Annotated in this window: 13 protein-coding genes and 1 pseudogene; 12 read left to right on the top strand and 2 right to left on the bottom strand. The window is 40.5% G+C overall.

Going from position 1 to position 13,395, the window contains the following annotated elements; translation table 11 throughout:
- Positions 1 to 362, bottom strand: a pseudogene (locus JZU62_RS02065) (hypothetical protein); the annotation flags it as partial.
- 95 nt (positions 363 to 457) lie between these two features.
- Here JZU62_RS02065 and JZU62_RS02060 point away from each other — a divergent pair.
- From JZU62_RS02060 to JZU62_RS02035, 6 genes are read left to right on the top strand one after another with little or no spacing between them, the layout of a single operon-like run.
- Entirely contained in the window at positions 458 to 787 is a 330-nt protein-coding gene (locus tag JZU62_RS02060) for a nitrogen fixation protein NifQ (protein WP_295011422.1), read from the top strand.
- Positions 784 to 1,797: a MoxR family ATPase gene (locus JZU62_RS02055; RefSeq protein ID WP_295011420.1), complete on the top strand. Its 1,014-nt coding sequence runs from the start codon at positions 784 to 786 to the stop codon at positions 1,795 to 1,797. The genes JZU62_RS02060 and JZU62_RS02055 overlap by 4 nt, the downstream gene beginning before the upstream one ends.
- Positions 1,778 to 2,929, top strand: a complete 1,152-nt coding sequence (locus JZU62_RS02050) for a VWA-like domain-containing protein (RefSeq protein ID WP_295011418.1) — start codon at positions 1,778 to 1,780, stop codon at positions 2,927 to 2,929. Before JZU62_RS02055 ends, JZU62_RS02050 begins: the two co-directional genes overlap by 20 nt.
- Positions 2,898 to 3,611 carry a hypothetical protein gene (locus JZU62_RS02045; protein WP_295011416.1) on the top strand — a complete coding sequence of 238 codons (714 nt, stop codon included), beginning with the start codon at positions 2,898 to 2,900 and terminating at the stop codon, positions 3,609 to 3,611. The genes JZU62_RS02050 and JZU62_RS02045 overlap by 32 nt, the downstream gene beginning before the upstream one ends.
- Positions 3,604 to 3,846 (top strand): hypothetical protein, encoded by a 243-nt coding sequence (locus tag JZU62_RS02040; protein ID WP_295011414.1) that lies wholly within the window; start codon positions 3,604 to 3,606, stop codon positions 3,844 to 3,846. Before JZU62_RS02045 ends, JZU62_RS02040 begins: the two co-directional genes overlap by 8 nt.
- Complete coding sequence (locus JZU62_RS02035) at positions 3,846 to 4,262, top strand: ArsC/Spx/MgsR family protein (RefSeq protein WP_295011412.1); 417 nt, start codon at positions 3,846 to 3,848, stop codon at positions 4,260 to 4,262. Before JZU62_RS02040 ends, JZU62_RS02035 begins: the two co-directional genes overlap by 1 nt.
- Before the next feature lie 45 nt (positions 4,263 to 4,307).
- Here JZU62_RS02035 and JZU62_RS02030 read toward each other — a convergent pair whose 3' ends face one another.
- A complete protein-coding gene (locus JZU62_RS02030; RefSeq protein WP_295011410.1) occupies positions 4,308 to 4,865 on the bottom strand; it encodes a hypothetical protein in 558 nt (185 codons plus the stop codon).
- A gap of 191 nt (positions 4,866 to 5,056) precedes the next feature.
- On the opposite strand from JZU62_RS02030, the gene JZU62_RS02025 reads away from it, so the two are divergent.
- The 6 genes from JZU62_RS02025 to JZU62_RS02000 all read left to right on the top strand — a co-directional run bounded on the left by JZU62_RS02025 (position 5,057) and on the right by JZU62_RS02000 (position 13,393).
- Positions 5,057 to 7,864 (top strand): ATP-binding protein, encoded by a 2,808-nt coding sequence (locus JZU62_RS02025; protein WP_295011407.1) that lies wholly within the window; start codon positions 5,057 to 5,059, stop codon positions 7,862 to 7,864.
- Between the two features lie 138 nt (positions 7,865 to 8,002).
- Positions 8,003 to 8,431: a PAS domain-containing protein gene (locus JZU62_RS02020; RefSeq protein WP_295011405.1), complete on the top strand. Its 429-nt coding sequence runs from the start codon at positions 8,003 to 8,005 to the stop codon at positions 8,429 to 8,431.
- Positions 8,432 to 8,442: 11 nt separating this feature from the next.
- On the top strand, positions 8,443 to 10,326 hold the full coding sequence (locus JZU62_RS02015) for a methyl-accepting chemotaxis protein (protein WP_295011403.1): 1,884 nt from the start codon (positions 8,443 to 8,445) through the stop codon (positions 10,324 to 10,326).
- A gap of 5 nt (positions 10,327 to 10,331) precedes the next feature.
- On the top strand, positions 10,332 to 11,705 hold the full coding sequence (locus tag JZU62_RS02010; protein WP_295011401.1) for a chemotaxis protein CheW: 1,374 nt from the start codon (positions 10,332 to 10,334) through the stop codon (positions 11,703 to 11,705).
- On the top strand, positions 11,702 to 12,757 hold the full coding sequence (gene cheB / locus JZU62_RS02005; protein WP_295011399.1) for a chemotaxis-specific protein-glutamate methyltransferase CheB: 1,056 nt from the start codon (positions 11,702 to 11,704) through the stop codon (positions 12,755 to 12,757). Before JZU62_RS02010 ends, cheB begins: the two co-directional genes overlap by 4 nt.
- Positions 12,758 to 12,766: 9 nt before the next feature.
- On the top strand, positions 12,767 to 13,393 hold the full coding sequence (locus tag JZU62_RS02000; protein WP_295011397.1) for a HEAT repeat domain-containing protein: 627 nt from the start codon (positions 12,767 to 12,769) through the stop codon (positions 13,391 to 13,393).
- The last annotated feature ends 2 nt before the right edge of the window (positions 13,394 to 13,395 follow it).

The following is a 13,395-nucleotide window of genomic DNA, read 5'->3' as shown; positions in this document are numbered from 1 at the left end:
GCTTTTCTCGGTTCAGGGATCGGTTCGGGTGGGGGAGGGGTAGTTGGCTTTACCTCATTCGGTGTTGATTTTTTTTGAGGTTTTGGCAGAGGTTGAGCATCTTTGATCAGCTGTTCTCCGTGGGGTATAGCTCGTTTCGGGGTCACTTTAGGGATATCGTTTTTAACGAGAGCCTCTTTTTGGGTATAGGGACGTTCTTTGATCGAGAGTCTGAAGCGCTCTTCTTGGGGTTCGCTCGGTTTTTCGGGTGGCGGTGGGGTAGGTTTAAGTTGATCGAGTAAAATAAGCAATAATAGAGTGATGAGGTGAACCAAAAGGGCGATTATAAATGCGTAAAGGGAAAAAGATTCGGTTCGTTTCATAACCGCGCATTCTACCGATATTTTACTAATGAACGGCATGGTTTCATCGCGTACAGAAATTGCATTATAGTATAAAACCGTTCAAGGATAATGCAATGAGCGACCTAGAGAGTTTATACAGAGAGATCGAAGGGTATCTGAAAAAGTACGCGATAGATGATGAAGCACGATATGTTATAGCCCCTCTCATCGCCAAAAAATCGTTGGAGATGAACCATCTCTACCAAGACCTCGGATTTAAAAACAGGATCGAGATGGGGCAGTTTATGGCGCGCCATTTCCCCCGCCTCGCTCTCCTTAAACCCAAAGATAAACTATGGAAAAAATTTCTCTACGATGCCATCGGTAAAGTGGCTCCTGCGTGTGCATCGTGTCATGATCAGGAACATTGTTTTACCTGTTTGATCGCAGAGGCGAGTGCGTGAAGACCCCATCGATTACGACTACCGAACTCTATACCCATCTCGACACCCTTATCGGTGCCGATATTCCCGTCTTTATCCACGGCTCTCCCGGAATAGGGAAATCCTACATCGTTGCCGAAGTGGCAAAAAAACATAATCTCGAACTTGTCGATGTACGATTATCTCAAATGGATCCCGTTGATTTGCGCGGAGTTCCCGCGATACGTGATGAGCAGACAGTGTGGATGCCTCCCGTTTTTTTTCCTAGAGATACACAATCGAGCGGAATATTGTTTCTCGATGAACTCAACTCTGCACCCCCCTCGGTGCAGGCGGCGATCTATCAGCTGGTGCTAAACCGTAAAATGGGGGAGTATGAACTTCCTCAGGGTTGGCGAATTATCTGTGCCGGTAACCGTATCAGTGACCGTGGCGTTGTATTTCGTCTCCCGACACCGTTGGCGAATCGAATGGTGCATCTGAGTGTCGAAGCGCGGTTTGAGGATTTTAAACTCTTTGCGATTCGGGAAGGGTTGCACTCGTTTGTGATTGGATTTTTGAGTTTTCGCCCTGATCTCCTCACCTCGGAGAGTGTCAGCGAAGATGACAGCAATCCCGCTTTTGCAACACCGCGCAGTTATCATATGCTCTCGAATGTTTTAAAATCCAACAATGACACATCCCATATTGCTCCTATCATCTACGGATTAATCGGCTACGGTGCAGGGATTGAGTTTCTCTCGTATGTCAAAGTGTATGAAAAACTCCCCGATGTACAGGCGATTTATCGCGGTGAGTACCCGAGCATCGATAAAAGTGAACTGGCACTGCTCTATGCATTGGTTTCTGCGATGGTGGAACTTTATCGTGGAGGAGATGAAGCGTCGAAACATCTGTTCGGCTTTGCCAAAGCTTTACCGACTGAGTTTGGGGTGATGCTGATTAAAGATGTGATTGTGAAAGATGCCTCGATTGCTGAGTGTGCTGAATTCGATGAGTGGATAGAGCGCTATGGCGACTACATCCTTTAAGGATCGTCTCGAAAAAATACGGGTTCAGTTCCTTTTCGATCATCCGTTTTTAAGTGTTTTAGCCCTCTCGATCCCTCATAAATACCAAAACAATCCCCATACGCTTTTCGAGACCGATGGGGTGAGTATCCGTGTTGATGAGACGAAAACACTCGGATATGATGACGGACGGCTGAAATACCTCTATGCCCATGTACTGCTCCATATCCTCCTCAAACACCCCTTTCGGATGAAGGGTCGCGAGAAGCCGACATGGAATCGTAGTTGTGACATAGTGATTGGATTACTCCTCAGCGATTTTCAGCGCGTGGGGAGTGCTGATGAAGAGGCGATAGTGATTGAGTCGTTTCGCGACAAAAGTGTCGAGGTAGTGTACCATGCTCTCTACCGTGAGAGCGATGAGGGGGAGGGGCAACAATCCGAAGATAACCCTTCGCAGCAAAAGATGGACATCATTGAACACGAGGGGGATACGCAGGTTGCCGAGGAAGAACTCGACGCATTGATTATACAAGCGATGGGCTCAGCACGGAAGCAAGGGAATATCCCCGCATCACTGCTGGAAATGTTCGATGAGATCACGAAACCCTCTATCGATTTGCACACGTTGTTGCACGCCTATATGTCAGAGAGTTTTTTCGACAAAGAGTCCGATTTCTCCCGCCCAAACCGCCGCTTTATCCATCAGGGGCTTTATCTCCCCGGATACCGCTTTGATCGTAACCGTTTGAGCTTCTTTATTTTTTTAGATTGTTCTATGAGTATTACGGGGGAAGTATTTGCACGATTTTTAGGGATTATCGACTCTATTGTTAGGATGAGTCATGATTTCGAAGTGAGTGTGATCCCGTTCGATGAGCGCGTCTACAGTGAAGAGATAAAGAGCTACGATGCGCAATCGCTATTGCCAGAGATACGGTTTGCAAAAGGAAACGGCGGGACGCAGTTTAGCCCCGTATTGGAGTATCTAAATATCCATGCAGGGGAGAAGAACCTTGCGGTGATTTTGAGTGATGGCTATTTCACGGTCGATAAAGCTCCTGCAATGCAGACACTCTTTTTGCTGAGCGAGAAACAAAATTTAAAAAGGTTTGAACGTTATGGAGACGTTGTCTACTTTGACTTATCGTGAGCATATTGAGGCTCTGAAAGACGATTTGGATTTCGAAGAGCAGGGTGATGCGATCTATTTAGATCATCCTGATGATGAAGCGCGGCTTTTGTGGGCATTTCATAGACCCAGCGGTTCTCATCCGCACCAAGTTGGGGATCGTAACACCGAGGTGGCGATCATGGCATTTAATCACTCTAGGTTAGGGGCGTTGGATCGGTTTTCACGGCTCAATCCGCAAGTGATTGAAAACCCCGATCTTCGATGTCATATACGAAACCGTAGCCGTATGCTTTTTCGTGCATTGGTCGATAACGATTTTAGCGAACTGTTGCAGGTGTTGAGACTTTTTCCGGTATTTATGGATCAAGCGTGCGATCAGATGGTGCATGGGCGTATTTGGAACGAACATTATGCGTCACCGCTTCGAGCATCCCAGTTTTTAGAGCTCGCGGAGGATCATATAACCGATGCGTTATGTGAGGGGGTAGTACGGCGATTAAAACCGCTGAGAGGTTATAGCTTCGATGAAGCCAAAGCTCTTTTATCGGAGTTGGTACCTCAGGTACAGAAGTTGCATCAAGTGATTAAAGCGCATTACAGTGTGGAGTTCGAAACGTGGCTTTCACGCGAAAAACTCCATCCGCTTCAGACTATCGTACTGACAAAACAGATACATCAGTTAAAGGGTAATTATGAATGATTCAACATTACGAGTCATGAAGGCGATTTTTGCCCTCAGTGACGAGTTAGAATACAATATCTACGAGGCTAACGATATCGCTGATTATGCTTACATGGATAGAAATGAAGTATTCAAGATTATACGAGAACTGTATGATGAAGGGTATTTGGGGGAGTGTATGACCGTAGGAGATGATGGATTCGATACTTTTTATCTCAATCGTAAAGGGCGCGCCCTGATAGGGGTGGAGTGATGCTCAAGCTCGTCGTCTTTTATGAAAAACCCTTTTGTGCTGCCAATGCCAAGCAAAAACAGATCCTCAGAGCGAGCGGTTGTACCCTCATCGAGCGAAATCTCCTCGAACACGGATTGGATGCGGAAAGCTTGCGCAGTTTCATGGGAGATATGGCAGTGTGTGATTGGTTTAACCCTGTCGCACCCGCAATTAAAAATGGTGAGATTTTCCCAGACGATTTAGCTGAGGGCGAAGCGATGGAGTTGTTAATGTCTAACCCGATTTTGATCCGTCGTCCGTTGATGGTGATCGGGTCTGAAAAACTATGCGGATTCGATGCGGATAAGGTTTCGGAAGTGTTAGAACGTTACGTCGAACCGATGCCGAAAATCAATTGTATGGAAAAAGGGTGTTTGGAGAAGAGAGCGGAGTAAGAATCAGTAGTATCATTCCCGCCTTCGCGGGTATGACGAAGAGGTTTACACCGCTCCGAATGAAGCTTTTCCACCACGTTGAAACGATTTAATCTCTTCATACGTTTTCTCAGTCAAACGGAGATTACTGCGTAGAGTCTCTTTAACTACTGCATCGATTTTCTCTTTATCGGACATTTTTTTCAAATCCCCTTTTGATAGATCAGCGATGTCGAGTAAGTCGTTCCATACAGAACTCTCATCCAATGCGAAGGTATTGAATGTAAGACCCTCATACACAAATGTCCCTTTTCCGATAATGTCAGAGACGAAAAGGAGGTATTTTCCCTCAGGATTCAAGAACTCTTTGTATTTCGCTACGAAACCTTCAAAAATATCCAATGAGGTGAGTTCACACGCCAAAAAGTCGATTTTGTCCGAGTTGGTCGCAAGGATAACTTGTTTTACGATCTCTTTTGGTGGGAGACTTTTATCAGCAGTGATAACTTTACCCTCGGTTACGACAAGACATCCACGGTAAGCGTATTTGTACGCATCGGTCGGTGCATTGTAGACGATCATCCATTCGAGTTTGTTGTCAGCGATATAGCTTTGGATAGACATGGTGTGTTCCTTCAAGATTGTATTGCCTCTCTCAATACAATTCTTGTTCTACCTTTTTCGCACAATAAATGAGCAATACAATCCATTATTTATCCACAAAGGTGTAGGTTTAGGGAATTTAAGGAAATATTTTTACATTGCTAGTTAGAGTTAAGCAATATATTTAGAAAGTAAAGTAAAGTAAAAAAATTATGACAAAGCAATTCAATCAAACATTAAAAAATATTACAGTTTTGGAAAATAGCAAAGCTGAATTACTGCATCTGTGGACAACGACTCAAGATGTTCAAAAAGTACTTCAACACCATGATATCGGCATCCAATTTTTTTCGAAATATTTTGGTGCAAAAATAATAGAATACGCCATCGGGGTCATTAAAAAGAAAAATGAATTGGGGAACTGTCCAGTTGTCGGAGTGATGCTCCATTTTTTTGAGAAAAAAAATATTCCGCTTCAAGATGTATTTACGATTTGTGTTAATCTGAAAAATACTTTGTTGGGGTATATGCTTGAGAAAAAGCTATTAAATCAGTCGCTTCTTTTAGAATTGAACACATTGATGGATCATAATTTTTCCGGAGTGATTCAGGAATATCTTAATCTGCATTATAATCCTGAAACCAAATATGAAATTTGTAATTTGTCTTCCCCTCTTTTTTCCACTATTGCTAATGAAAATGGAATCAATTTTTCTTCTGTATCTAAAAATAGTGATTTATCGGCCAAAATAGATCCATCACTATGTAATACGATAGTTGAATTGGAGCAGAGTGTTTTTGATTTTCTCAGAGGTGAAGATGCTCTTAGCACAACATCAATGTCTTATATTGTACGTTTGTTGAGAGACTATAACCTGATTCTTAAAGAACTCTCTGAATACGATGAATTGAACTCTACTTTATCAAATTTCATGAGCATGTTAGAAACATTTAATCCGACGAAATCAAAAACGGATAATATCTCGTTTATAAAGTATATAAAAACACTTGTTGATGATTTTTCCATGTGGCGAGTAACGGTCATTTTCGAAGAGGGTGTTAGAGATATTCATTATATGGATCAATCGATCTTGAGTACAATCGCAAGTTTAGAAGAGCTTTTATTAGAGTGCAACAACTCTCATGTGAACGAGATGGACGATCAAAAAGAGACACAGCAACTGATTGACACTTTGCAACGTACGAAAGAGACTACCGTAACATCCTGGCTTGAGAATCCGTATGTAATTTCATTGTTGAAAAAATATGGAATTGATGAATGGTATTATAAAGAGCACTACGCTTATTTAATGTATGAGAGAGTTATCGATCATGTGACTAATAGTGAAAAGGCTAACTCTTTTACCGCCATACATCACATGATCGATTATTTTAATAACCGAGATTTTATACCGTCGGATATGTATACATTTTTTACAATCTATAGACAATACATTTTAAAAACATTTTTAGATACTAAAAATGGACGTTCCCAGATGTATCTAAAGATACAAGAATTTTTAGACCAAGAGTATATTGAGGCACTTAATTATTATAATCAATCATTTTTTGGGAAAAGAGACGACTATAAAGGACAATTGGCGATATTTTGGCAGTATCAGAAAATGATTGATAAAAGTGCAATTGTAAGTAAAAGTGATTTACGTGGAGTCATTACGTATATTAATCAACATTTTTGCGATGTGAGTGGATATAAACCAGAAGAGTTGCTAGGTAAACCGCATAGTATTGTTCGGCACCCTGATACACCACCTGAAGTATTTAAAGAGCTTTGGGAAACGATTCAGGCTAAAAAAATATTTAAAGCAAGAATCAAAAATAGAAAGAAAAATGGCGAAACGTATTATGTTGATTCTACAATAGTCCCTATTTTAGATGAGAATAATGATATCGTCCAATATATAAGTATGCGTTATGATGTCACCGAGTTGGTCGAAGCGGTTGAAATAGCAGATAAGGCCAAACGTATTCGAGATGAGTTTTTAGCAAATATGAGTCATGAAATCAGAACACCGTTGAATGGAATTATCGGATTTGTAGAAATTTTGCTTCGTCAAAATAATGATAAAAAAAACAATCATTATTTAGAGATTATTTACAGTAGTGCACAGATGCTTTTGAGGATAGTTAATGATGTCTTGGAATTATCAAAACTTCAAAGCGGAAAATTTGTCATTGAAATGATCCCATTTAATCCGATTGAAGAGATCAGTACGATCGTCTCTCTATTCAACTCAAAAGTATATGAGAAATCTCTCAAATATACAGTTTACATTGATCCTAATATGCCAAGGCGCTTGTATGGTGACGGGGGAAGAATCAAACAAATCGTATCCAATTTTTTAAGTAATGCTATTAAATTTACTCCTAATGGCGGAACTATTAAAATTAAAGCAATATATGAAAAAGGGATATTGAAAGTGATGGTTCAAGATAATGGTATAGGGATAAATCTTGAACATCAGAATAAAATTTTTTGTGCTTTTGAACAAGCGGATGCTTCTATTACACGCAGTTATGGTGGCACGGGGCTTGGGTTATCAATCAGTACCGAACTTATTAGCAACATGAAGGGGAAACTACTTTTTAGAAGTATTGAAAACAAAGGAAGTACCTTCGGCTTTGAAATTCCATGTTCGATATCTCATGATGAATCCAAGAAACTTAGTATAGAGGGAAAATATTCTGCTCTGCGGGTTGCTATTGTTATTGATCCAAAAAATAGTAGTTTGAACGGATTGATCGAAAAGTATTTACAGGATTACGGTGTGAAGTCGATGGAAAAGATACCAAACGTAGAAGAGGGTAATTTCGATCTAATTTTTTGTCCATCATCGATGTTGAATGCAGATCAAAAAAGCAATAGTGGAAGTCCTATTATCGTCTTGGAAAATTCTTTGTCTGAAGTTGAAAATAAAAAACAATTTACTTATATTCTATATTCACCATTTTTACCAAATGATATTGAAACGGTATTAGATGAGATTAAAACAAAATAAAATTGATTTATTGACTTCTCTGATCGAATTGTATCCTGTATAGTCCTAGAACTTCGGTATTAGAGAAGATTTCAGCCTAATTTTATCCTTGAAAAGCTATTCTAAGCTATTAATAGGCTCATAGCGAGGGGGTACGGAATGATTAGAAATGATGATGCGACGAAAATTGAAGGATTAACGTTCATGGATGACGGTGAAGTTCTTTATGATGATCTTTATTTATTATCCGAAACAGATGAAAAAGGGATTGTTACCTATGCGAATGACGCTTTTTTAAAAATCGCCGGTTGGAAATCTGAAGATATAATCGGTCAACCGCACAATGTGGTTCGTCATTCAGATATGCCCCGTGCAGCATTCAAATCATTGTGGGATGATGTCCAGAGCAAAGGGTTTTGGACGGGATTTGTTAAAAATGCCCGCAAAGGGGGAGGTTTTTACTGGGTCTATGCGACCGTACTTCGCTCCACGGATAAAAATGGCAATATTAAATACGTTTCAATTCGTATTAAACCATCGAGAGATGATGTGAGAAAATCTGAAGCACTTTATGCGACGTTAGACTGAGGGGAAAAATTATGGCATTAGTAAGAAGAGGGGAAACATTACCCGCAGTAAGTTCAGTGGGCGGCTTAGATAAACGCCGACAGCGCACATTGGCAAAGTCACAACAAATATCAGAAAGTATCGCTGGAATAGCGACAACGATTTTAGATAATGCTCAAGAGAGTGTGAGTGCAATCGAAGAGCTTAAATCGTCAATGGAACAAATTGCAACCGCTGCAGAAGAGAATAGTGGTGCAAGTGAACAGGCTTTGAAGAATGTTCGCAGTATCAATAGCAATATTGCTCGAATGAGCTCGACGATTGATACGGTCATCTCTTCTACATTGGCAACCGGAGATAACATTATGAGTGCAGTAGGGACAATCAGTACCTCTGTAGGACGAATGATGGGGGCTGTGAATGTAGCAAAAGCTTCATCCAAAAAATCCGAAGAGTTAAAAGCTTCTTCCCAAAATATCGGTGAAGCAGTCGGATTCATCGCTAAAATTGCCGATCAAACGAATTTATTGGCTCTGAATGCCGCTATTGAAGCTAGCCGAGCTAAAGAGCATGGAAAAGGGTTTGCGGTTGTTGCCGATGAGACGAGAGCTTTAGCCGCCGAGAGTGAAAAAAATGCGGAATTTATCTCAAAGCTTGTCAATAAAATCCAAGAAAGCATTGATAATATCATCAAAAGTATCGTAAATACGACAGATATTATCGAAAAAACAGGTGGACGCGGAACGGCATTGAGTCAAAAAATGGAAGAGTTGACTAAAATCGCGGTCTATTCGGTTGAAGCAGCTCGAAATATGAATGTTTATACCCAAAATTTGAGTAATTATGTTGCTCAAATCAATGATGGTAGTAAAGATATCGCTGATGAGTCGGCTAACATAGCCCGCTCGGTTGAAAAGACACTCAATAGTATCGAAATTCAGTCCAACTCACTGGTTCAAACCGAAGAAGATATTAAAGAACTCAATACACTTTCTGAAGAGCTTAAGTATTCAACCGATACCATGAAATCAGCCGAAGAGATTGCTGCATCAGCGGACGCAATCAGCTCTTCGATGGAAGATATCCAGGCATCACTGAAAGAGGTAACCTCAGCCCTCAATCAGATTGAATCAGCATCACAAGCAACGAATCAAAGCGCATTGATGAATAAAGAACTTTTCGAAAACGGTCTTGAAGCATCACGCGATATCAATAAACTGATTGAAATCGCACGCCGTAACTTTGATCTTTTAAAAGTGTCGTTTTCAGAAGTAAAATCTTCAATGAGCGGTATCAGCAGTGATTTCGCCTCATCTATCGCAGAAGGAAGCAGCGCTAGTAACGAGTTGGATATAATCGTCAAAGAGACCCGAAACGTTGATAAAACGGTCGGTAGTATCTCTAACAGCATTATTCAACTTAACATGCTTGCGATCAGCGGTTCGATCGAAGCGGCTCGTGCGGGAGATTTTGGTAAAGGGTTTGCGGTTGTAAGCTCTGATATTCGTAATTTAGCAAAAGATTCCGAATCAAACACCGATAAGATCAATGATACAATCGAATCTATGAATGCTGAAATTGATACGGTACGAACCGATTGGTTAAAGTTGCTTGATAATCAACATATTGAAAAAGAACAAATCAGTGTTCTGATTCAAGAGATAGATAAAATTACAACCATGCTAATTGACCTTTTGGATCGCTTTACGGGATTAAAATCAATCAACGATCAAAATGTTGAAGGGTTGAACCAAGGGCTCATTGGGGTGAGTGAAATCCAAAAAGCGGTTGAACTTTCTGCGCGCAATGCAATGGAATCACGAAAAGCAAGTGAACTGATCATCGAAACAGTTTCACATATCGGAGAAGGGGTTGAAGAGCTCGCTGTAATGGCGGATGAGCTTCAACAAGGCTGAGCCATATGCACATCGAAGAAATTTTGATCGTTCGCAACGATAAAGTTTGCTTCGGAATTCCTACGGCTACAATAGGTCAAATTTTGCGTATTCCGGAATTGACATCACTTTATTTGAGTCCGAACGGGGTTCGAGGATTATGTGCTGTCGGTGGGAATATCCTTACTGCGATTGATATGAATATTTCTTTAGGTATGGCTTGTGTAGATACCGAATCCTCGATGGGGAGAATTCTAAGCCTTCAACCCCCTTTTGATACATCTGCCTTGCTTGTATCGGAAGTGCTTGTTTCGGTAATAGTAGATCAAAGTCGTATTGAGTTAGTTGAAAACCCAGACGATGCGATAGTCGCTATTTATCATCATGGAGATGAATTGGTTCAGATTCTTGATGTTAGCAAAATTATAAATGCTATTTTGCCCCTTTCGGTTGAACTATCTCCAATAACAGAAAAAAATGGGGCTATTCGTATTAATGATAAAAACAATAGTACGTTACGCTATTTAATATTTCGAATGGGCGAAGAAACCTTTGCGTTAGAGGTTGAAAATCTTCGCGAAATTTTAGCCCTTCATCAACCGTTGACACAACTTTCTGGAGCCAATCCGGAAGTAGCAGGGATGATTTCATTACGTGAACAAATTTTAGTTGTTGCAGACCTTCGGATCTATTGCGGATTTGAACCACTCAAAAATGACAAAAATAGAATTTTAATTGTTGAAACGGATAACAAAACGATTGGTCTTATTATTGATGAAATCATCGATATACGGGAATATGCTGAGGATAAAGTAGACCGTTTTGTTCAAGTTGTCGATGATGAACGGATTTCTGGTGTTATACATGATCCTGCGTTCTTGATTTCATTATTGGGTGAGAGAGTTGTTCAGGATATTATCAATCGTAATAAATCGATTCTCGTTACGTCGGATGAGTTAAGAGAAGATGAGAAAAATGATGTTGTTATGGATGCGCTTATTTTTAAACTTGGAAATGAAGAGTACGCTCTTCCGATTGAAGAAGTTGCAGAAATCATCGATACGTTAGCAATTACACCGATCTCTTTGGCTCCTGATATGGTAGAAGGGGTAATCAATATTCGGGGGCAAATCGTAACCATCGGTTCTTTGTACAAAAAACTTGGAATCACTATGAAATCGGACCATGAACATAAAATTATTGTGTGTCATACACCGAAAGGGAGAATGGGCTTTTTTGTCGATTTCGTCAGCGATGTGATACAAGTACATGCTAATGAGATTTTAGAGGATGTACAGCATGGCGAATTATTTTCTAAAGTGTTGAACTTCGATAACGGAAAGCGTTTGGTATTGCTTTTTGATTTATCAACTTTATATGGGAACGGGTCAATGCAATGAAAAAAGTTTTGATTGTAGATGATTCTGCCTTGGTACGCAAACAGCTTACTGACATCATTTCAGAGCTTGAGTATGAAATACATACCGCTCGTAATGGACAGGAAGCTGTACAAAAAGCCACTGCCGAACAATACGATGTGATTACGATGGATATCAACATGCCCATCCTGGATGGATTAAGTGCGGTTGAGAAAATTATGGCTGAGCGCCCTACACCCATTTTAATGATCAGTTCGTTGACAACAGAGAGTGCTGGAATCACAATGGAAGCGTTGGATTTGGGTGCGATTGATTACATTGCTAAGCCTGGAACTATGAATGTCGGAAAAGAAGAAAACCGAGCCGATATTTTACAAAAAGTAAAATCGTTGAGTCGTATTCCTCCACGTAGATTAGCCTCCGTAGCCCGTCGCAGAACTAGGAATGAGACTGTAGCGGTTAAAGAAACTGTAAAGACGATTCCTGTGAGCGGGGGAGAGATTAAAAAAGTTCTTCTTATTGGCGCATCTACAGGGGGGCCGGGACTTATTGAACAGATATGTCTATCACTCCCAAGCACGTTTCCTTATCCAGTGTGTATTGTTCAGCATATGCCTGAGCAATTCACAGCGGCTTTTGCAGCCCGTTTGGATCGTGTGAGTACGTTACCGGTTATCGAAACCAAACATAACATGGAAATTGTTCCCGGCTGCATTTACGTAGCAAAGGGGGGCGCTCATTTGCATTTTGGGAAAAAAGTATCAGGTAAGATCGTTTTTCGTGAAAGCAGTGATAAAAATCACCGTTTTTTTCAACCGAGTGTTGATGAAATGTTTCAGAGTGCATTGAATGTTTTTCGTGGCGACCAGATCGTTTCTGTCCTGTTAACCGGGATCGGTGATGATGGGGCTGATGGGATGGTAGCTATTAAAAAAGCGGGCGGTTTTACAATAGGCGAGAGTGAAGAGACAGCAACGGTGTATGGAATGCCTAAAGAGGCATATGAGCGAGGTGGTGTGATTCAGCAACTCCCTTTTCCGAAAATTGCTAAAGCCCTTGCGGTATTAAATTAGGAGAACTCTATGGCATTGATTAAAAAACATATCTCACCTGTTATTGATGAGCTACCGAGTTTTTCTGCATTGGAAGAGGCTTATACCTATTTTCAAACCCATAATGGAGAGTTTGATAAACAGTCTCATGCGATTGATCAGATCTCTCAGTTTGATGGGGGTGGGAAACTGCTCGTTAAATTGTTGCTTGATAATCCTTATATTCACAAAGATATGATCGATAATATTGCTTCTATACTCTCTAAAATGTCTCCTAAACGGGCTCCGATCGAATCGATCATGGATTTGTTAAAAGAGAAAAATGCCTATATACGGAATATCGGGATCACCACACTTCAATGCTATGGTGATGCAATTAAATATTATATCGTCAAATTTTTGATCGGAGATGATCGCGACTTGCGCATTTTTGCTATCAATGTGCTTGGTGATGTTAATTTTGCTGAATCACGTGAGATGCTGGTTGAATTGCTACAAAATGAAAAAGATATTAATGTCGCGATGACTGCAGTTGATTATTTGGCAGAAATCGGTGAAATGCAAGATATCGATTTGCTTGAATCCCTTAAAGAACGTTTTGATGATGCGTATGTTGTATTCGCTATCGACAATGCAATTCGACAAATAAAAGGGTAATC

Origin of the sequence: Sulfuricurvum sp., from assembly GCF_019163035.1 — a bacterium.
In the GTDB taxonomy this organism is placed as follows: Bacteria; Campylobacterota; Campylobacteria; order Campylobacterales; family Sulfurimonadaceae; genus Sulfuricurvum.
The sequence above is the reverse complement of the archived record's forward strand: the minus strand, read 5'-3'. Positions and strand labels throughout refer to the sequence as shown.